Source organism: Rhizobium sp. CB2179, from assembly GCF_057653455.1.
The window spans coordinates 483,045-502,996 of sequence record NZ_JBYGKR010000002.1 but is presented as its reverse complement, the minus strand read 5'-3'; the positions used below and the strand labels follow the sequence as shown (position 1 = coordinate 502,996).

General features: G+C 54.7%; 15 protein-coding genes and 4 pseudogenes. 7 read left to right on the top strand and 12 right to left on the bottom strand.

Annotated elements, in window-relative coordinates; all coding sequences use genetic code 11:
- Positions 1-207: 207 nt before the first annotated feature.
- The 5 genes from AC244Q_RS26440 to tnpA all read right to left on the bottom strand — a co-directional run bounded on the left by AC244Q_RS26440 (position 208) and on the right by tnpA (position 7,366).
- Positions 208-4,077: an ATP-binding protein gene (locus tag AC244Q_RS26440; protein WP_128406170.1), complete on the bottom strand. Its 3,870-nt coding sequence runs from the start codon at positions 4,075-4,077 to the stop codon at positions 208-210.
- 594 nt (positions 4,078-4,671) lie between these two features.
- Positions 4,672-4,968, bottom strand: a complete 297-nt coding sequence (locus AC244Q_RS26435; protein WP_128406171.1) for a hypothetical protein — start codon at positions 4,966-4,968, stop codon at positions 4,672-4,674.
- Positions 4,968-6,590: an IS66 family transposase gene (tnpC, locus tag AC244Q_RS26430; protein WP_487764141.1), complete on the bottom strand. Its 1,623-nt coding sequence runs from the start codon at positions 6,588-6,590 to the stop codon at positions 4,968-4,970. Before tnpC ends, AC244Q_RS26435 begins: the two co-directional genes overlap by 1 nt.
- 63 nt (positions 6,591-6,653) lie before the next feature.
- Complete coding sequence (tnpB, locus tag AC244Q_RS26425) at positions 6,654-7,001, bottom strand: IS66 family insertion sequence element accessory protein TnpB (RefSeq protein ID WP_003554417.1); 348 nt, start codon at positions 6,999-7,001, stop codon at positions 6,654-6,656.
- Positions 6,998-7,366 carry an IS66-like element accessory protein TnpA gene (gene tnpA / locus AC244Q_RS26420; protein ID WP_128408055.1) on the bottom strand — a complete coding sequence of 123 codons (369 nt, stop codon included), beginning with the start codon at positions 7,364-7,366 and terminating at the stop codon, positions 6,998-7,000. The genes tnpB and tnpA overlap by 4 nt, the downstream gene beginning before the upstream one ends.
- A 452-nt stretch (positions 7,367-7,818) precedes the next feature.
- Between tnpA and AC244Q_RS26415 the strand changes: the two genes are divergently transcribed.
- The gene (locus tag AC244Q_RS26415) at positions 7,819-8,103 is read left to right on the top strand and encodes a type II toxin-antitoxin system RelE/ParE family toxin (protein WP_128408054.1); all 285 of its coding nucleotides are present in this window, start codon (positions 7,819-7,821) and stop codon (positions 8,101-8,103) included.
- A gap of 40 nt (positions 8,104-8,143) precedes the next feature.
- Here AC244Q_RS26415 and relB read toward each other — a convergent pair whose 3' ends face one another.
- The 5 genes and pseudogenes from relB to AC244Q_RS26390 form a co-directional block, all read right to left on the bottom strand.
- A complete protein-coding gene (relB, locus tag AC244Q_RS26410) occupies positions 8,144-8,434 on the bottom strand; it encodes a type II toxin-antitoxin system RelB family antitoxin (RefSeq protein WP_128408053.1) in 291 nt (96 codons plus the stop codon).
- Between the two features lie 176 nt (positions 8,435-8,610).
- A pseudogene (locus AC244Q_RS26405) lies at positions 8,611-8,898 on the bottom strand (IS21 family transposase); the annotation flags it as partial.
- A gap of 41 nt (positions 8,899-8,939) precedes the next feature.
- Positions 8,940-9,121: pseudogene (locus AC244Q_RS26400) on the bottom strand (IS66 family transposase); the annotation flags it as partial.
- A gap of 11 nt (positions 9,122-9,132) precedes the next feature.
- Positions 9,133-9,269, bottom strand: a pseudogene (locus AC244Q_RS26395) (IS3 family transposase); the annotation flags it as partial.
- Between the two features lie 42 nt (positions 9,270-9,311).
- On the bottom strand, positions 9,312-10,607 hold the full coding sequence (locus AC244Q_RS26390) for an extracellular solute-binding protein (protein ID WP_128408052.1): 1,296 nt from the start codon (positions 10,605-10,607) through the stop codon (positions 9,312-9,314).
- A 676-nt stretch (positions 10,608-11,283) separates the two neighbouring features.
- On the opposite strand from AC244Q_RS26390, the gene AC244Q_RS26385 reads away from it, so the two are divergent.
- From AC244Q_RS26385 to AC244Q_RS26360, 6 genes and pseudogenes are all read left to right on the top strand, one after another.
- Complete coding sequence (locus AC244Q_RS26385) at positions 11,284-11,964, top strand: hypothetical protein (RefSeq protein ID WP_128408051.1); 681 nt, start codon at positions 11,284-11,286, stop codon at positions 11,962-11,964.
- 269 nt (positions 11,965-12,233) lie between these two features.
- Positions 12,234-13,373: pseudogene (locus AC244Q_RS26380) on the top strand (IS3 family transposase).
- A gap of 209 nt (positions 13,374-13,582) precedes the next feature.
- Positions 13,583-15,775, top strand: a complete 2,193-nt coding sequence (locus AC244Q_RS26375; RefSeq protein WP_164902411.1) for a TOMM precursor leader peptide-binding protein — start codon at positions 13,583-13,585, stop codon at positions 15,773-15,775.
- A 2-nt stretch (positions 15,776-15,777) separates the two neighbouring features.
- Entirely contained in the window at positions 15,778-16,605 is an 828-nt protein-coding gene (locus AC244Q_RS26370) for a phytanoyl-CoA dioxygenase family protein (protein WP_128408048.1), read from the top strand.
- 94 nt (positions 16,606-16,699) lie between these two features.
- Positions 16,700-17,017 carry a nitrile hydratase subunit alpha gene (locus tag AC244Q_RS26365; RefSeq protein WP_113182459.1) on the top strand — a complete coding sequence of 106 codons (318 nt, stop codon included), beginning with the start codon at positions 16,700-16,702 and terminating at the stop codon, positions 17,015-17,017.
- A gap of 57 nt (positions 17,018-17,074) precedes the next feature.
- On the top strand, positions 17,075-17,821 hold the full coding sequence (locus AC244Q_RS26360) for a hypothetical protein (RefSeq protein ID WP_128408047.1): 747 nt from the start codon (positions 17,075-17,077) through the stop codon (positions 17,819-17,821).
- Here AC244Q_RS26360 and AC244Q_RS26355 read toward each other — a convergent pair.
- Positions 17,818-19,164, bottom strand: coding sequence for a SagB family peptide dehydrogenase (locus AC244Q_RS26355; RefSeq protein WP_128408046.1), 1,347 nt, complete (start codon positions 19,162-19,164; stop codon positions 17,818-17,820). The genes AC244Q_RS26360 and AC244Q_RS26355 overlap by 4 nt on opposite strands.
- On the bottom strand, positions 19,142-19,918 hold the full coding sequence (locus AC244Q_RS26350; protein ID WP_164902410.1) for a phytanoyl-CoA dioxygenase family protein: 777 nt from the start codon (positions 19,916-19,918) through the stop codon (positions 19,142-19,144). Before AC244Q_RS26350 ends, AC244Q_RS26355 begins: the two co-directional genes overlap by 23 nt.
- Positions 19,919-19,952 lie beyond the last annotated feature (34 nt).

Below are 19,952 nucleotides of genomic sequence, written 5' to 3'. Positions count from 1 at the left end.
GTGCGTTCCGGACAGGTCCCGCAATGACCGAGATGTCAAGAATGCGCCCATGTCAGTCATTCAGGCGTGTTTGTACCGCTGACAGCAGTCATCGGCGTAGAGCAACTCCAAATTCGATTGCGCGAAATCCATGTCCTCTCGCAGCCGAGGTAATCGACGGCACATCAAAGCTAGGGAGAGATGCTGGACCTCGATCACTGCAAGAATCTAAGCAGGCTGTTCGAAAAGTACGCCGACAACTTCTAGGATTTGCGTCAGACGTGGCAATCCGTCTCCGCCTGATAGGCTCAACAGCACGCTTGGTGATATGCCATCTGGGTTGAGGCTTTCCAGCACGATAATCATGCCAAGCTGCCGCATGCGCTTGAAATAGCGCGCCCCCGATTCATCAACGGCGACAACGGGACGCCCGTCGAGACGGCTAAAGGCTTCAGGCGTCGTCAGCGCGTCGCGGGCTATCAAGTACTGGCCGTCAAGAGCAATCGGCTCTGCGCTGCGGCCGCTCACTGCGAAAAGCCTGGCTTTCTCCAGCAGCTTCGCGATGACGCCAAAGTCGGAAAGGGCGATAAATTCGGCATTCGCGTTAACACGCGGCACAGGGAGCTCTCGTCCTGCAAACAGCGTCCCTACAATCTTGCGGCAGGAAAGCCTCTCGCGCGGCGCGATGATGGGCTGCGCCAGCACGTAAGGGTCGACGCTCTGGCCGGTAAGGACCGCGATATTAGGGTGAGCATCCGTTTCGTTGTAACGCCGGGCAAGAAGCTTGTCGCCGAATGCAGCCGTAACCAGATTGCGCTCATTGATCTTCGCGTAGTTGCTCGTGATGATCACGTCGCCGACCCCCGCGACCGGATCGAGCGTGCCCGCCGCCAGCTGATAAGCATCATGGTTGTGGAGCGTGATGTCGACGGTTTGAGCGAGGTCTTCCATCGCGATCAGTCCAACGCCGGCGCGGCCGTCTGTGCGCGCCGCAGCGGCTATGCCCGTATGCACAAGTTTCAGTTTCCTGAGATCCGCTGCATTTCCGTTGGGGAAGGAAACGACATTGTCCATCCAGGGAAACAGGCGCGGCTCCCCCGCGTAAGCTTCATATTCGGCGTACACCTTGAAGCCCGTATGAATCTGGCTCTGAAGAGTCGTCTCCCAGAATATCTTTACGTCGCCCGCTTCGGCCAGACCGATCGTGCCATCGAAAACATGGTGCGATTCATTGATGATCTTCATCTGCTTGCCGCCGCCGCCCGATAGCGTCTTGTAGAGCCTGTCGAACGCCACATGGCTGAACGGCGCTACGCTGGCATCGCGCCGTTCTTTCAGCAGCTTCGCGAGATCGCCGATCGTCATGTCGCATACCGTGGGCTCTTCCGCGCGTAACATGATCTTCAGCAAGTCTTCGCAGTACCTACGGACATCAGCGATATATTCGTAAGCGAGCCTGTCGTTAGAGGACTTTTGTGCTTCCGCATATGCGGCCGCCAGGGCATGACCATTGACGACCGTTGCGACCTTGCTGCTGGCATTCAGGCGGGCAAGCAAACCTTGCTGTCCGGAAAGATTCTCGATGTTGACGAGAAGCTGGAAGAACTGCCGCTCATGGGTGATGAGAACCAGCTGCGCCGCTTCGATCGTAGCCGCATCCGCATTCGCAATTCGCGCCAGCTCCTGAGCCCATTTCCTTTTGTTGCGCGGATCGAACGTCACCTGGGGATCGTCGAGAAGCATCAGGGGAAATGGATTTTTGCCGAGTGCTTCGATGGTCTGCTCGCGCATGGCCAATGTGAAAGCCCAGAGAATGGCGCGAAGCCAGGAACTATTGGCAACGGTGGAGGCATCGATTCGGATGCCATGGTCAAAGCTCCCTAAAACCTGAACCGATTTCTTGCCAAGCGCAGCATCTTCGAACGAAAGGCGCTCTCTGAATTGAATACGGTCAAGCACCGACTTCATGCGCCCTGACAACGCCGAGATGGAACTGGCGGTTTCCGCTGTGACGAGGCCGCGCAGGTCTTTAAGAGGTTCAAGGGCCTCAGCGATCGCTTCCCGGGTGCGCTGACCGGTCTGGATCATAAGCCAGTCCTCGGCGTGCTTCGCCGCGTCGCGGAGCGCCTTTGCCAGATCGTCGAGTGGGGCAACCTTCTCAAGGGCTTCTTCCAGTGAAACGAGCCGGCCTTCCAGACTGGACGCCGGAAACAGGCTGTTTTCGTCGGCAATGCCTTTGAGCGCGCCCCACGCATCCACGAACGACGGCCGTTCCACAGCCCACCATTCGACCAGAGCCGACACGCGCTCAGCCCGGGACAGATATACGAGGAGACTCTGTGCCGCGGCAGGGACGTCGCCGGAAACGGCGTGGTTTACGTGGTTGAAAGCGGGCAATTTTTCCGAGAGCCCGGCGGCCGTGTTTGCAGCGAAATCCGCCATCCCCGTCAGGACCGTGGAGAAGGGCGCTTCCTCCACAAACCTTTCCCTCATGGCGCTTTCAAAGGCCGTGCGGGGCTGCATATCCGCGAGCGATGCGAAGTGCGATACAAGTGCCGCGGGGATCGTGTCCCTGATATCTTTTTCTATCGCCGCGCATGCGTCAAAGAGTTTGCGCTGCGCCGCGTCGGCTGCCGCTTTCAGGTCATCAAGTTCGGCCGCCAAGGCCTTTTGATCGGGAAGCGAGAGCTTGCCTTTGCACAATGGGCACTCGGCGTCTTCATGCTCGTGGCCTGCAGGTGCGAAATACTGGGCCGCCAATGCTTTCAGACGAAGACGCGCATCTTCACCTTGCCGTTTGTCCCACGCGATAGCCTGCCCAATTTGCGATCGTGCCCTCGTCAATATCGGCGAGAGCGCGTCGAAGAGGGAATCGGCATGCGCGGCCTTCAGGGCGGCCCACGCTTCGAAGAGAGGGATGCCTTTCACATTCTGTTGCAGGATGCCGCGCGCGCCGCTGACCGCGTTCCTAATCCGGGCGCGATGATCCGGGTTCGCCGTGTCTATGTCCGCAGCGACCTCCGCCTGGAGCGCGCGCGAGTGTGTTGCCGCGAGGGCGGCAGCACCATCCGCGAGATCGCGAAGCTCCTGCGCATAAGCCCTCTTCTCACGGTCATCGGCAATCGTCAGTACGAAACCAGCCTTACGTGCTTCCTCCGTCGCACGGTCGAGCGCCGTCTCCAGTTTCGTTTCAATACCCTGGATACCCTTGTCGGAACCGTATTTGAGAAACCGCTTGGCTTTGTGAGAAAAAGCGGCCGCGCCTTCGCCGATATCGGCGAGCTGGTCCAAGCCTGTGAGTAGCTTGACGGCTTCATAAATCGAATGGCTCTTCTCGCCGAAACCTATCCGCGCAAGACGCGCCGGCATCAGCAATCCGGTTTCGATGAGATGCGGCGCTGTCCTGAGGGCGGGGTCGATCCCGCTTTCAAACTGCGGTTCGCCCACCGGGGCCGCAATTAGCCGCCGGAACGCTTCAGCTGTGTTACCGTCATCATCCTGAAATGAAAGTCGGACCCACGCCTCAGCTGTACCGGCCAGTTTCAGCGCATTGGGAGGAAAGGCGACCGTCGGCGGCCAGTCGCCGATCTGCACGCCCGAGTCGTTGAAAACGGGTATACGCCGCCCGTCATCCTTCACAAGACCATCCTGGTCGCGACAGCGATAGCCCGTCAGCGCCCAGATTATCGCACTGGCGATCGACGTTTTGCCGGAACCGTTCTGGCCTTCGAGGCACCAGTTTTCCCTGTTTGCCGCCAGCATGAACGGAGGGCCATCCAGAAGGTTCAGGCCCCCGAAGCCTCCGGCCTCCACCCTTGCAAGTCGCCAGCGTGCTCGGCCCTCAGCCGGTGTGGCCGAAGACTGCTGCGAAGCAGGATCGAACGATGAGTTATTCCAAGCAGCAACAAGGCGCTCAAACAAATCTTCGCTGCCCGTCGCAACCTTAGCTTTGTCGGAAGACAGGAGAAAATGAAAAAGGCGCCTTGCGGCAGGCGTGGACAGCTGAATCTGGCCGGCCTTGATCTCCCCGAAGCTCTTCCAGCTGAGGGGTTCACCCGAGAGCAGCCTGTTTGTAGCCTCCGACAGTGAAACGGCCATGATTCCTCCCTGCCTCAGAAGACTAGAAGAGAAGCTGGGTGCAGGCCATCAGAAATGTCAACACCACATAACGCGATACGGTCTCAACGACAGCTATCCTAAGCTTCTCGCTGAAACCTGACTGTCGTCGCCCAATTAAGACGCTCGTCCCTATCCTTCGCCTTGAACGGATATGAACCCGCGACCCCTCAGTAGCTCACCGCCAAATCACTGAATATATGGGACAATGTCCTATGTTACGTCTATGGCGCAACTACTGAAGCATCTTGAAATTCTTGCAGGTGGTTAGAGGACACCTTCGAGCATATCATGCCGGCGCATGCGGTGACACCACCCCAGCATTAAGCGCGATCACGCCTTTTTTTGATGACCTATATCTTCGCCCGGGTAGAGGCCGTGACGTCTATCTAGCAGAACCGGCGTGTGGGTGCGGCCAACGGGATAAAACCGGTGGAGTTGCCCTTCACCATACGCTTGAACCTCATCTATCGATGCGGCTGGGGGGACGCGCCCGCACCTTCTGTTTCAGACGATCAGATGCGGATGGGGTCAATATCCGGCACCGCCCTCCCGAACCGAGTAACCACCCGATTGCTACCGCAGAGATTTTGCTTTGATGCGAGCGACGAGCAGCTCGTCGTCAACAAAGCTGTCGAGGAAGTCGTTCCATTCTTGGGATGTGCGGCGGGCATCTTTGAGCATCTGCTCCAATTCGTCCACGCCGTCGTCCGTCAGTGCGGTCACGGATTCGTCGTCTCCGGTGTACACGGAGATGATGCTGCCGTAGCTCAGATTATCATCGTTGGAGACAATTGCCTGAAGAAGCTCCGGGTCCTCTTCGAGGATTTCGGCAACAAATTTGATCGTACGGACGTAGGTGACTGTCGCCATCAGGCTGCCTTCGCGTCGATTGTGGTGATCGCCGACCAGTTCCACGGAAGCAATTCGTCTAACCGATTGATCTTGTGATCGTGGATGCGATCGAGCACGTCTGCCAGATAGGCCTGCGGATCAAGACCATTCATCTTTGCCGTCTCGATGATCGTCATGGCGCGTGCCAAGGTCTCCGCTCCCGTATCGGCTGCCGCGAAGAGCCAGTTTCGTCTTCCCAGGCCTATCGGACGCAGTGCCCGCTCGGCGGCATTGTTGTCGATCGCAACGCGACCGTCTTCGAGGAACAGACAGAGCGAAGACCATCGGCTCAATCCGTAGCGGAAAGCTGTCGCCAGATCGCTTTTGCCCGGAATGCGCGTGAGTTGAGCTTCAGCCCAGTGGCGGAATGCATCGGCCTTAGGCTTGCTCTGCTTTTGACGCGCAGCAAGACGGATCTCAGGAGGCTGCCCATTGATGCCACGCTCGATGTCGTAAAGCGCTCCGATGCGATGAAGAGCCTCTCGCGCGATCTCGGACTTGTTTGATGTCCAGATATCGTGGAAGTCTCGTCGCCAATGAGCCCAGCAGGCGGCTTCCTTGAAGCGAGATTCTCCCTTTTCTCCAGGCGCGTATAGCTTGCCATATCCTTTGTAGCCGTCAGCCTGAAGGATGCCGCTTGATTGCTTGAGGTGGCGGTGGACGTGCTCTTCTTTCCAGTCAGGAGCAAAATAGTAGACTGCACCGGGCGGGGAACTGCCTGCCCATGGACGCTGATCGCGGACATACGTCCAGATCCTGCCCTTCTTCACACCCTTGCCCAACCCCTTGTCTCGCAGCGAGCGATCCAGCACCCTGATCGGGGTGTCGTCCGCATGAAGCAGGTCACTTGCCATGACCGCCGTTTCGATCCGCTCGATGAGAGGCTGCAGAACCTGCATGGCGCGACCACACCAATCAACCATCGTGCTGTCGGGAATGTCGGCGCCCATGCGGGCGAAGATCTCGTTCAGACGGTACAGTGGCAAATGGTCGTCGAACTTCGAGACCAGAATGTACGCCAAGAGGCCAGCGCCGGCCATGCTGCCCGGTATCGGGCGGCTGGGTGCTGCCACCTGCACCATTTTCTCGCAGCAGCGGCAGGACTTCTTCAGTCGAGCAACTTCGATGACTTTCATCTGCGCGGCGATCATGTCGAGGATTTCGCTGACGTCCTCACCGACAAGACGCAATTCACCTCCGCATTCCGGGCAGCAGGAGCCAGGATCGAGCTCTCGGCGCTCGCGAACCGCCTTGTCCGAGACGCGTGGGCGCCGGCGCATGATCTTTTCAGACGTATCCGCCAAGGGAACCACAGACGCCGCCTCATCAGGTTCATCGATTGGCGCCGTACTGCCTTCAGCGGCGGCGATCAACAGATCCTCAAGCGCCAGTTCCAACTGCTCGATTTCACGCTCAATCTTTTCAGACGACTTGCCGAAGACCTGTTTCTTCAGCTTGGCAATGCGCAGCCGCAGCGTTTGGATTAACTGATCATGCGCTTGCAATGTGGCCGACATCTTCGCGTTTTCCGCCTGCAAAGCGGCAATCATTGCCTTGAGAAAGGCTGGATCGTCCGGAAGATTTGTCGTCGCGCTAGACATGATCCTGACTACCACGAGCCAGGATAAATTTCCATAAAAACCAGTGGTTTCAGTGGGATAAAATCACCCGACACGGGCCGGTGGCGCACCCCAATCAGGACGACGCCAATCGATCCCTTCCCACAACATCGCCAGTTGGGCCGACGTCAGCCGGGCAGTCCCGTCGGATGCCGAAGGCCAAGGAAACCGCCCTTTCTGCAAGATCTTGTAATACAGGCAGAAGCCCTGGCCATCAAAATAGAGCAGCTTCAAACGATCGCCACGTTTACCGCGAAAGGCAAAGACCGCGCCGCCCGTTGGCTTCTGACGCAAAACATCCTGCGCAAGCGCGGCAAGGCCTTCTACTCCCTTGCGCATGTCCGTGATCCCGCACGCAAGATACACCCGAACGCCGGTCCCAGGTCCAATCATGCTGCTTCCACTGCCCGGATAACCTGCGTCAGGACGCTGAGGGCCACCGAACTCTCGAAGCGAAGGGTGCGGCCGCAGCTCAATCGTAGCTCGATCATTCCGCAGCAGATCTCTCTGCCTTCAGAGACATCGGCCTGAGCCGCACTCAGCCCGACCGGAATGAACACCGCATTCCCTGACGTCGAGAGCAGCCCCTTCTTCTTCAACTCGCTGCGCCAGGTGTAGATCTGCTGCCGTGTGACATCGTGACGACGAGCTACCTCGGTGATCGTGGCTCCAGCTTCCCCAACCGCCGTAACAATCGCGAACTTGTCCTCGTTGCTCCACCGACGTCGGCGTTCTTGCCCAAGAATTTCTACGCGCATCGCAACCTCGCCTAAGACACGTCGCTAACGACGTCGTTAAACACGTCTCTTAGGCCATCAAGATCTCAGGCGGCAGGCGGTGCCAATCGGGCGGTTACCGAACCGAACGCTTGAACGAGGATTCAGCATCGGGCGATTGCTGACAACATCGTTTCGGGGTATTGGGACTGGGGAGGCGACAGTATCGCTGATCACTCGATAACATAGACTCGTCCCGAGTCTGAAGGCGGTCGAAACGCTAACCGACGTGTAGCAATATTTTCCTACATCTATTGACTTTTCGTTAAAACTGGTTTAACATGGAAAAATCGACGTCTGCCCAAATAGCAGCGTCGTTATCGCGGCAAGTCTGCGCCGAAGCAAGTTAATTCCTAAGCAGTCTCTAACTTGCATATTGGGGCAGTGTTGTCAACACAAATGTCAACACAAGGAAACCAACATGGAAATACGCAATGCCCAGTAATGCCCTCACGATTGAGTGGGGTGAAGATGCCCTGAATGACATCAATAAGATGGTCGATTTTATTAGCGAATCTAATCCGCAGGCTGCGAGGAGGCTGGTTGATCAGATTGAGCAAAGCGCGGATCGCCTGCCGGCTTTCCCGTTGAGCTATCGGATCGGTCGGGTTGCCGGCACCCGCGAAATGACGGTCGGAAAGCATATTGTGGTCTACACCGTTGGTGAGACCGAAATCCTTATTTTCCGGGTTCTGCACTCGGCTCAGCAGTGGCCCTAAGAAGTGAAGCTCTGGCGCGTGTAACACGCGCCAGAGTTTGTTATTTTGTTTTTGCGTCGAGATTAGCTCGGATCGCTGCCATAGCTTGAGCGTGCGGTATTCTCGGGCGAGTATCTTCCATGGCTTCTTTGACTTTAGCGCGAAACCACTCATCATAGGCTTCAGGATCACTCGTTAGGCCGACAGGAAGAGCGCCTTCCTTCTCAATCCTGGTGAGGAGAATCCTTACCGCGTCTGAGATTGTAAGGCCGAAGTTCGCCAAAATCTCGGAAGCATTTTGCTTTAGCTGATCGTCGATACGAACATGAAGCATTGAAGTCTGAACGCTCATCTGGGTCTCCTTGGTGCGGATATTTGTATCTCATATGAGATACAAACGCAAGAATTAAAGTGGCGGTGGCCGCTGAAAGGTTCCGACCTTAGCCGTCCATCCCATTACTTGCAGCCAAGAGGTCACCCGCAGCAGGCATTTAACGCGAGTAAATCCGGAAAGTCCGGCATCTGTTACCACAGCCGCGGTCGGGCATCCTGAACATTCTTCTCGACCTGACCCTTCTCCCAGCCCGCAGCAGGATTGCAGAACTCAGGTGCAAAGACGTAGTGGTTCGTCATCGCAAGGAACCGGATGTTGACCTGTCGCTCCTTGCCGCGGCCGACGCGATCGACCGCGGTCTTCATGTTGTCGTAAATGCCGCGACCAGGCACACCGCCGAACACGCGGAACCCATGCCAATGAGCGTCGAAGAGCATCTCGTGCGTTTGTAGCAGGTAGGCCCTGACCAGAAATGCCCGGCTGGCCATTGACGATGGAGGAGAGCGTGGCGCTCAGGTGAACGGATCGCGGGAAGCCTACAGGTCTCGATGAGCGACGCGATGGTCGCCCAATTCTCTGCTCCCGCGTCATATATCGCCAAATATTGGGCATGTCCGGCAAAGAGTTCAGAGCTATCGGGCGGATGGTCCGCTCGACGGAATTGTTGTCAATCTCGATGCGGCCGTCGGTCAGGAAGACACAGAGGTTGGTAGGCACAGGTCGAGGTCACGGGAGATGAATTCGGCTGCCATTGTCGACACGAATGGCGACGAGATAACCGATCTGCCGGCAGACGCTCAAGCGTCTGAACCACATCCTCTCCCCGGTAACTGACGCGGGGATCATAAGTGGGAAATTCCAGGTCTGAATGGCCTAATTTATTGGAGGCACGTCACTATTTCGAACATGAAGTCTTTGATGCAATATCGTCACGGTCAATCGGCAGGTCACAATTGACCGCACCGGCAATTGTTCGCAACATGCGATTTAGGTTTGGTAGAGTGCCTGTTTGCCGACCCAAATGGGCTGCAAAGAACTGTTCATACAACGGTGCCTTATTGACAGCCACGCCCTGCCGGGCGGGAAGAAGATAGCGCGAACTGTACGGCCAAGAAGGCTCTACAATGGACAGATATACACTGTCAGATACTGCCAAGCGGATGAAGCGAAGGGCGAGGTCCTTTTTTCGCCCAGTTAATTCAGCGCCAATAGCAAGCGCATCGACCCAACCGACACCGACCGGCTTCTTCATCGGATCGAAAGGCGGCAACGACCTCACACCAATGTCATCCTCGCCTAGACAGCCGGAAGTTGTAAGGCAATTGTCCGCCTCTTCTCTTAGCCCGTAGTGAATCGTCTCGGAATAACCAATGTAGACAGCTGCCTCGCCACGTATAAAAGCGCGGGCGTAAAAGCCTGTGCTATCATGCATCTTATCGCTTCTACAATAGCCATTAGGGCAACCCGCCACAATGTCGCGAAGATAGTTCATTGCATCGCTATTGATCGGCATTCCTTCAGCAACCTGTTTTTGCGCCTCCGCAAGACCAACAATTTCAGATAGCGCCGTAAGATACCACTCGCCTAGAGTAGACCGGCCCTTGAGATCAACGAGCAGTGCTTTATCTCGTAACTTGAGAATTTCAATTATCTCCTTCCAAGTCGCCGCATTCCTTATTTCAACGTCATCTTTTCGGTAGAACATAAAATTCCCACAGAGCCAATGAGGTACGCCATACACCTCATCCTGCCGGGTAACAGCTTGAATGCCTTCAGGCGCGAAATCATCGAAAGGTAAATCGATAGGTGCTATCTTTCCGAGAGCAATGAAGTCGCTCAGAAGTATCGTGTCGATTTCATAAACATCGGCGTCTACGAACTGAAAACCTTTTTTGTCAGCTTCGTCATCCGTATAGTATTCGTACGTCGCGTTGGGTGTGGAGACCAGTCTCAAGTCCACACCAGGATTTTCGCATTCGAAAATAGACTCCAAGTTGTGGAAAAATGTCAAATTATCGGGAATGAAGGGGTACAGTGCCACCCGAAGGGTGAGTGGTTCAATGGTTCCTTTTGTCGACGAAGTTCCACAATCTTGGTCAGCCGCCGCTTGTAAGTGCGTCGGAGATAATGTGAGAGTGACGAGCAGCACGAACAATATCGGGGTCAGGACCGATACTTGAGATGGGCGCATGAATAGTTCCTCCTCTTGAAGGTGAGGCGATCCCCGCCTGCAGTTGCGGTTTTCCACACTCCGCTAAAGCCTTCCTGTTCACGCCCTACCAGTCACAGTCATGATTAAGTTCCAATGGCGTAACGCTTCGCTTGAAGCCTCCGGTTCCTTAGTAACGAAGTCTGAGGCGACAGGAAGGTATTTACTAGTTGCGCGCGCTTCCTATATACACGCAATACTGAATAATAGGAACATGTGCTTTATTTCGCAGTCCCGCCTCACAAAAGAATGATAACATACCATGTCAGTGAGGACCTCTTTATCTATTGAAAGAGAGCGAGAACAACCGCGCCATATCGAGACCCGTCTCCTCATGGGGCAATACTTGTACGTGGAAATAATAATGCATCCCCGCGTGCGACTGGACGGGATTTTATGCCTGGAGCCACAGTTTCATTACTGAAATGGTTCACGCGGGCCAAAGGAAATTGGGGTCTGCGCGAATAAAAAAAAGCGCTTAAGCTATGCTCATCGCGCGGCATCTGTGACCACAGCATGCGTAAAGTGTCGGTTCAAGGTCTGTCATGAGGGGATAAGGATGCGTCGGCTTTCGATGACTTTGCTAATCATCTTCACTACGTTTTGCATCCCTAAAATCGCGTGCGCGTACATTCTCACACTTACACACGTTAGTGATATGATTGACACTTGCCCCGGTGCAAATAATAAAAAGGCAGCCACCGTTAAGGGAGAGGTATTTGCTTTCCTTAACTCATCTTTTGCAAGTGGAACGGCGAATCTGCTTTCGCTTAAAAGAACCTTTATCCTCAGTGAGGGAGGCTTCAAAGATGAGGAGTTCCAGCACCTCGCCAACTGTGCGACCGAGAAGGCGATCGAAGTCCTTGAAAAGGCTGGAGTGAGGCTTCTTCGTAGCATTCGGGATTTTGATACCGAATACAAGTATAGAAGCTTTGTTTTCTTTCCAACGTCGTTTTTTGACTCGGTGTCAGCCTATGTCCCCGTTAGAGTTCGAAGAGGACACAGCACTATAATCGAGATCAACAAGCTTTCTTGCGAAGCACAATTTGCTGTCGCATATGTTGTTTACCCCTTTGACTCGCTCCAGCCGGGGTACGAGCCGTCGCCTGACGTCCAGCAGCCAACCCAAAGCAATTTTACAATTACTTTGGGCCGCGACTCTCCGGAAATCACAAAAGCAATTTCAGAATCAAAGACCGTCAACGCCAACGAGCCCTATAAAAGCGCTTACCTTGGCTACATCAACTCAAACCCGAACGAGCTTTGGGTTTGGATATTTCTTTCGAGCAAAGATAAGTCGTGCTCGACGCAGATTTCTGTGAGCGAGGATTCGAAGTAGCGGAATTTTCGGGCCGCGTTCACGCCGCTAGCAGCGACGGTGATGCGCTGTAGCCCTTAAAAGAAGGCATTTCCACAACGGCGGCGCTGGATACCAGAAGGCGAAGGCCAACAAGGAGCGCAGGGGAAACAAATAAATCTTCGTTGGTCCGAAACCGGTAGCTGAGATTGAGTATCGACGCTGGGAGAGCTGGCTCGGGAAATTTGAACAGCGGGGATAAGTGGAATTTCTGCCTGACTTCGGCTTAGATGCCGGGAACAGGAGAGACCATGACGAGACGACCGCGCCGGAACCACAGCCCGGCTTTCAAGGCAAAGGTGGCGCTGGCTGCCATCCGAGGCGAGCAGACGCTGGTGGAGTTATCCCAAAAGTTCGACGTGCTGCATGCCAACCAGATCAAACAGTGGAAGGACCAGCTCCTTGAGGGGGCGACAGGCGTTTTCGGCGATGAAACCAAGGCGGAGCCGACGGGTCCAACCGTCGATGTCAAAACGCTTCATGCCAAGATCGGCGAACTGACACTGGAGAACGATTTCTATCCGGTGCGCTCGGCAAGGCGGGATTGCTGGGCGGAAAGAATGGATCGACCGCGAGCATAAGCTATCCGTCGTGCGCCAGGCGAAGCTTCTCGGCTTCAGCCGTGGCAGTGTCTATTATCTGCCTCGTCCAGTGCCTGACGGCGATCTTGCACTGATGCGCCGGATCGACCAACTGCATCTCGACTACCCGTTTGCCGGAAGACGAATGTTGCAGGGGCTTTTGAAAGGTGAAGGGATCGAGGTCGGGCGGCTGCAGTCGCCACGCTGATGAAGAAGATGGGTATCGAGGCGATCTATCGTCGCCCGAACACATCCAAACCAGCGCCACGTCACAAAATCTATCCCTACCTCCTGCGAAAGCTGGCAGTCACCCGGCCCAACCAAGCCTGGGCAATGGACATGACCTACGTTCCGATGGCTCGCGGTTTTTGTCTATCTCTGCGCCGTCGTGGACTGGTTTAGCCGGAGGGTTCTGTCGTGGCGGCTGTCGATCACGATGGAAGCAGCCTTCTGCATCGAAGCAGTCGAGGAAGCGCTGGCCCGTTATGGCAAACCCGACATATTCAATACTGACCAGGGCTCGCAGTTCACCTCGATGGACTTCACCGCCGTGCTGAAGAAGGCGGAGATCGCCATCTCGATGGATGGGAAAGGCGCATGGCGAGACAATGTCTTCGTCGAACGGCTCTGGCGGTCATCAAATACGAGGAAGTCTACCTCCACGCCTACAAGACTGTGTCCGAGGCCCGTGTCGGCATTGGCCGATATGTGACCTTTTACAACACCCGACGTCCACATTCATCCCTTGACCGGCAGACTCCGGATCAGGCTTACTTCAACGCGCTGACACCGATGATGGTGGCAGCATAATCAAGGCGGAAATCCACTTAGCAAAACGCCCGAAACTGTTCAGACAAACCGAGCCAGCTCTGTTACAATCTTCGAGAGAATTCATTTTGAAAATCAAACATGCCTTTGTAGTGTAGCTTTGAGACCTGGGGATGCGCGGTATTGGCTAGTACGTATACGTACTGACAGACCGGCAAGAAGACGTGGCTGCTGGGATGGTGAGTCAGAGCTTGGATTTGTCACCGCGGGTTCTTTACTTGAATCCAGCCTATGTCCACGCAGTTGCCCCACCTAATGTCGTAATCTTTGAAAGCGAGCTGAGGCGAGCGGTCTTTTCCAATGACGCGCTGCATCACATCGTAAGATCGATCATCGAAAATAAGAACGAGGAGGAGGTCATCCAGGAGATTAGTGGCGTTGCTAATCGTCATGAAGCTACTTTTTACCTGCGTTGGCTGGAAAGAGAGGGCTTCATAACCCGCAAACCATTCGATGCTTCGCCTGATCGTATCTTTTGGTCGCTCTTGGATCGCTTACCGAGGCGCCTTCAAGATCCCAGTGCCGAAGTCATCTCCTTGGGAGCCCCGGGGGCGGATTTACTTCGTGAGCTTCTTCTGGACGCAGGCGTCAGAATCCATCCTGCAGGGTCGCTAAAGGTCGTCTTCGCCCAAGATTACTTGAACCCTGTACTTGAGCGTATCAATGAGGAGCGCCTCGCAGATTTCAGGCCTTGGCTGCTAGTGCGGCCAACCGGCGTGAAGCCTTCGATCGGCCCTCTTTTCCTCCCCGGAGAGACAGGTTGCTGGAAATGCATGGCGAGCCGACTTGCGAGCGGAAGGATCTTTCAAGCAGAAGCACCTCGAAATCCGATTCAGTCTCCCCTAGGCGCGATAGGCGCTACAATTTCTGCTGTGACAAACTTAGTCGCTGCCGAGGTTCTGGGGCTATTGCAAGAGGAGAAAGGATCCTCGCTGCAGGGGAGGATTGTTCGCCTCGATCTGGCCCGCCTAGACACTTTCAGCGAAGAAATAGTTCGAAATCCAGACTGTACGGCTTGCTCTCAGATTCAGTCTCCCGCACCGCTCGAGATTTCGTCCGCTGCGACAGTTTCCCCTTCAAGTCCAGACACCTGGGATACCTCCGAACCATTGGTCAAGACGGGATATGAGCGCCATGTTGGTTCTCAAACAGGTGCGATTCGGTCAATACAGCGTGTTAACGTGCCGCAGATGCCCGATGTTCATGTCTACGCTTCGTCGGTAAATCACCTCCAGGAACTGGATCCGGGGGCTGTTGCGGCTAAGGGCTTCGTAGTCGCTGCCGCCGGAAAAGGTTTTACCGCTGAACAAGCCTGGAAAAGCGCCTTGTTTGAGGGGTTGGAAAGATTTTCTGCGATCTACGAGGGGCATGTCAGCGATGTCAAAGCAAGCGCCCGCGCATTGGGACAGGACTGTCTTTCTCCGAACGAGCTGTACCACTTCAGCGAAGCTCAGTTCCAAATGAGGCGCGAGTGGAACAGAAACTATCGCCACTTTCAGCCCATTCCTGAACCCTTTCATCCTGACGAAGAAATTTCGTGGGTTCCTGCGAAGTCACTCACGAGCGAAGCAACCAAGTACATTCCCACGGCCGCAGTCTTCTTCCATCCCCCCGAAGAAAAGAACACGTCCTCTTGCTTTGCGGATTCCAACGGTCTAGCCGCAGGACCGACCTTCAGATCAGCTTGCGCCCGTGCTTTGACGGAACTGATCGAGCGCGATGCCATTGGTATCTGGTGGTACAATCGGGTGACTGCCCCATCCATAAACCTGGACTCGATCTCCGACGAAATATTTCAGCTGCACCGGCGACAGCTCGCGCGCCATAATCGCGCTTTGCGCGTTTTCTCCATTGCATCGGAAAGCGGCCTTCCGGTTTTCGTTGTCATTTCCTGGGACGAAGAACAGTTTGCGCAAAGACTAGCGGTTGGAATGGGGTGTCATCCAAACGCAAACGAAGCTCTCAGAAGCGCGCTCGCAGAGCACAATCAAAAAATGCCTGTCTTATTTTCGGAGAGCGCTGCAAGAGCGGATGGACTTAGCTTGCTTTGGGAGACGATTGCTGCCGTCGGGACCAAGGAGCTGCTCTTTCTAAATGAAATCGAGAGTATCTCATTCCACGAAGCATTTGCGGATAGTGAGGAGGACACGGAAGAGTATTCATTGGAAAAAATCATCAAGAAGATTGGAAGTCCGGAAATTTTTGCGGTTGAGCTCACAAAACCTCAAATTGGATTACCCGTCGCGCGGCTCTTTGTGCCTGAGATGAGGACGTTTTGGAGAAGGACAGGGCCCGGCCGACTGTATGATCTACCCGTAAGAAGGGGATGGCTAAAGCAGCGGCTCAATGAGCATGAACTTAACCCGATCACCTTGGTGTTGTGACGATGTTGGATAGTCAGACTTGGGTCACGCCAGAACAGTTCGCGCGATGGAAAGAGCAGGGTTACCTCGTCTTCCCGCACATGTTTGCTGGCGATCGACTAGAGTTGATCAGAGCCCACTTCGATGATGTGCTGAACGGAATCTACAACCTCGAGCGACGACCAATTCTTCCGTTCGCCGGCGCCAATCGTGGCAATGCTACAAGAATTGTCGACAACCCTCACTGGGCAGACTCTGTCATAGCAACGGTCGCGTCAGACAAGCGCATCGGAAAGATTGCTGCGTCCCTCATGAATACTCGAGCTGTCAGGCTTTGGGCGGTGCAGCTCCTCTCAAAGCCCCCTAGCCACTCGAACGAGAGCGTCGTTGGATGGCATCAAGACTACGATTACTGGGAATGCGCTTCGCCACCAGAATTGGTCACAGCATGGCTTCCCCTTGATGATGTCGGGACAACTAACGGGACCCTCAGCGTCTTTGAAGGGTCTCATCTAAAAGGGCACAAACGCCTTAGGGCCTTTATGAACACCAATCTTGATCCTGTCGAAGCGGCTGACGGCATTTTTGAAGAGCTCGCTGAAAGGGAATTATCATTGTCTGCGGGCCAAGTTAGCTTCCACCATTGTTTAACCCTTCACGGTAGTCGCCCAAACAATTCTGAGAAGCCGCGTAGAGCTATTTCGATCCATATGATGCCTGACGGAACATCCTATAAAAGTGGTACTCAGTGTGACAAACACCCGAATGTATTCCTCTTGGGACGAGAGGATGGCAGTGCCTTCGAGGGTCGGCATTTCCCTATCATTTACAGTACAGACAATGACGAGTGAATTGTAATCGGCATATTGATTCTTTCTACCTATAGTAATATCGTCAAATCGGCTGCACTTTGGTCCAGTCGCAACCTTTTGCTGGGAGGAGAACATGGCATCTGGTGAGGACGAAAAACGCCGCATGCAGGCAAATGAAAAAGCCTGGTCGGAAGCCGTCGCCCGTGTTTGGCTTGGAGATGATGCTTTCAAGGCTCAGTTGATAGCTGACCCACGAGCCACACTGGAAAGCTTGGGTGCCAATCTTCCATCAAGCGCCAAGATTAGCGTCAAGGAAGACGGCAGCGATGAATTGACGTTCGTTCTCCCCCGGCGACCGGTGGGACTTGGGCAACTTAGCGCCGGGGATGTTGTTGAACTCTATGGCACTTGCCCATGCACCGTTTGTGCAGTTCCGACCAACAAAATTTGAATTGGCGCTCTGCATATCGGCTCGCTAGCAACGGTTGCTCGTGGTGAGGAAACTGCCGTGCGTCTGAAATATCGGCTGCTTTCTAAAGGCGTGCCGCCGCGTAGAACTGAACTCGTTGTGCCTGGTTGGGCTGGCGAAAGAAAGTTGCCGCGCGACGGAGCCACACCTCAACCATGGCATTGCCAACCGTTTACCGAGGGCTCTCTGTATGGGCTAGAGCTTCTCTATCCCTATGATACTTCGTGCGAGGTCGTCGGAAGGAATGGCCAGACAGAGTTCGTTGGTGATTTCAGCCATGAGGTTGTGCCCGGTTTGGTCTGGCCACCTTTCAGGATTGCTAATCCTGGCCATTACTCTCTAGGTACCCTCATCGACCTTCAAGTACCTCAGGGCTACGCTCTAAGAATCGAGCCTCATCCCAAATTCTTCAATGACCGGACGGGAACAACGCCTGTAGCGGTCATCGGGAACCTGCAGACGGCGTGGTGGCCGATGTACTTTTTCGCCACCTTCAAATCTCCGTTGGACGGCCAATCTCATATTTTCAGAAGGGGTGAACCCTACGCCCAAGTGATCGTCGTACCAGCGAGATCGGAATACGAAGTAGAGCCGATGACCCCGGACGAAGCGTCTGGTAGAGAAACCCAAGCCCGACAAATCATGCGGCATAGGGATGAAATTTCTCGGCACAGGTGGATCTCATCGGACGGATTTCAATTCGATGATGTCTATAAACAAATATCTCGTCGGACGTTGCCAGACGAAAAACCCGATGATGAAGCCATAGATGATCGCGGAACCTAGAGGTCCGAGCGCGTTCCGAGCAAGAACTCCCCAATCGGTGGCTCATCGATGCCGAGCCCCGCGACTGCGGAGAAAAGTGTCGAATTGCCGCCACCCAGTGCACACGGGGCCAGCTTCATGGCAGTCGCAACAAGATACATCGTTTGATAGACAGCACCAGCTTCCTTCAATGCGTTTGCGTATGCGACCCGTCGATAATGGCGAATCATCTCCAATCGCGCGGTGAGGAGCAAAGCAACTTGAAAATTGTCAGGGTGGACGTTGCCTAGGTGGGCGTATGCGGCAATGGCCCGTCGCAACAGTTCATCGTCTTGCCGTCGTGCCGCGAGTTGATGAGCTACAGGGTCGTAGAAGTACAGCCCCGATGGCAGATTAATACACCGCCCAGCTAGGACATAAATGGAAAGTGGAAAGCGCGCACCTGCGCTAGGGTAAGGTCTGCGTCCACGAGGATGCCGTTCATCGGTGCTATGAACCGCGCTCCTGTGCAAAAAGAGTGCCAGGTTGTCAAGGGAAAGTTCCGCGCGTCCGTGCGTGCGCAGCGATTCCCGCGTTGCTAGTAGTTCAGAAAAGTCATTGATCGAAAGTTCGTCCGCTGCGCCTGGCTTTGCCAATTGAAGGACAGGCCGCTCCGAAATCAACTGCGGGTTGGCTTCAGACCCCAACTCGGTGTCAGCCCTGCCGTACGGCAGCATTACGGGTCCGAACCTACTCCAAGTGTGAAAGAGCCGGTCATGGAACTCCCAATCATGCACGGCTTCCTCACATCTGGTTGCCATGCCAGAATCGATGAGGAGCTCGGCGATCCCAACTCTTACTGAGCCCACTCCCTCTTTTCGTCGTAATTCGAAGACGTTGAAAGGGGCGCGAAATGAAAAGATCAATCCAAGGAGTTCTTCATCGTGGACAACGAGCCGCGAAGATGTCTCAGGCGACTCCAGCACCACTTCTTGATCAACAACTCTACAATAAGCGAACCGGGAGAGTGAAAAATGTCCACACATTTCACGCGAACGGCGGTCGCCTCTAAAACCCAAGCCGATGCGCGAGACAATCTCATTGCCGTTAACTTTCAGGGTCCAGGTAAGTAGGCCGCGGTCTACCAGTATCGATATTGCCTCTTCTAGGATGAGTGCCGCGTATCTATCCGACGCGTGCAACCCAATGTTCAGCTGAGCTTTCGGCAGCTCTGAGCGAGCGAGTTGGGCAAGGATATGTTGTAGCTCCTGTGGATGGTGAGGAATATTGAACTGCGCCGCCGCATCCGCTGAATACCACGGTTTTGCGCGTCCATCGGTTATCGACGCTCCAGTAGAAATACTAAGAAAGCTTTGAATTGTCATTCGGTCTACCGTGCATCGCCTGATCGTTCCAGTAGTGCCAGAGTGATCCCAATTGCTCAGCGTCTCCTCGCGCCTGCCGCGTGCTTCGAAACCGCACAAATGCCATGTAACGAATGTCCTCGCTCAAATTGACCGCAGGACAATGAAACAGAAGGTAGTGGCAGAGAACAACATCCCCAGCTCTCGCTTCGACCTGCAATGGCTCCGTCTCGGGAATTCCAATGACCATTTCACGCAGGAGAGAAAATTGTTTTGTTTGCAGGAGTTGCTGCGCGTCATGCCTCGCAAAGAATTTAGCTGCAGCGATATGAGATTTAGGCCAAACCGTAAAATTTCCGGCAAACTGGCGCGTCACGTCAGACAGATAAATTCCCGCCAGGATGTTGAAGTTATCCAAAAGGTCGTCACTGGCAAACCCGTCTATGTGTGGATGGAAATCGCTCTGACTCCCTCTTTCATCCGGAAACCTCAAGGCTATCTGAACGCCAAACTCGGCCGTTTCGCCGATGATCGAATTTATGATGGAGCGGACACCAGTCTTTTCGACCAAATCCTGAAATTCTGGCGCGAAGCGCAGGTCCGGACAAAAGGTATCTGAGGCGAAATCGCGCAATCGCACGCGGGGAAGTCCACGGCTGAGTGCGGGTAGTCGGACATCGGCACACCACAGATTAACCGACCTGAGCGCTCGCCGGACCAGTTCACGCGATCCAATTTCCTCGCGTGTGATCAGACACCAGCCTTCTTCTTTCAATTGTGTTCGTTGTGTTTCGCTCAATAAGTACATT

Bases quoted from the DNA above. Each gene is read 5' to 3' on its own strand.
- AC244Q_RS26440 (WP_128406170.1), bottom strand. From the start codon at position 4,077: ATGGCCGTTTCACTGTCGGAGGCTACAAACAGGCTGCTCTCGGGTGAA.
- AC244Q_RS26390 (WP_128408052.1), bottom strand. From the start codon at position 10,607: ATGCGCCCATCTCAAGTATCGGTCCTGACCCCGATATTGTTCGTGCTG.
- tnpA (WP_128408055.1), bottom strand. From the start codon at position 7,366: ATGCGCGTAGAAATTCTTGGGCAAGAACGCCGACGTCGGTGGAGCAAC.
- AC244Q_RS26415 (WP_128408054.1), top strand. From the start codon at position 7,819: ATGCCCAGTAATGCCCTCACGATTGAGTGGGGTGAAGATGCCCTGAAT.
- AC244Q_RS26355 (WP_128408046.1), bottom strand. From the start codon at position 19,164: ATGACAATTCAAAGCTTTCTTAGTATTTCTACTGGAGCGTCGATAACC.
- tnpC (WP_487764141.1), bottom strand. From the start codon at position 6,590: ATGTCTAGCGCGACGACAAATCTTCCGGACGATCCAGCCTTTCTCAAG.
- relB (WP_128408053.1), bottom strand. From the start codon at position 8,434: ATGAGCGTTCAGACTTCAATGCTTCATGTTCGTATCGACGATCAGCTA.
- tnpB (WP_003554417.1), bottom strand. From the start codon at position 7,001: ATGATTGGACCTGGGACCGGCGTTCGGGTGTATCTTGCGTGCGGGATC.
- AC244Q_RS26385 (WP_128408051.1), top strand. From the start codon at position 11,284: ATGATTGACACTTGCCCCGGTGCAAATAATAAAAAGGCAGCCACCGTT.
- AC244Q_RS26365 (WP_113182459.1), top strand. From the start codon at position 16,700: ATGGCATCTGGTGAGGACGAAAAACGCCGCATGCAGGCAAATGAAAAA.
- AC244Q_RS26435 (WP_128406171.1), bottom strand. From the start codon at position 4,968: ATGGCGACAGTCACCTACGTCCGTACGATCAAATTTGTTGCCGAAATC.
- AC244Q_RS26370 (WP_128408048.1), top strand. From the start codon at position 15,778: ATGTTGGATAGTCAGACTTGGGTCACGCCAGAACAGTTCGCGCGATGG.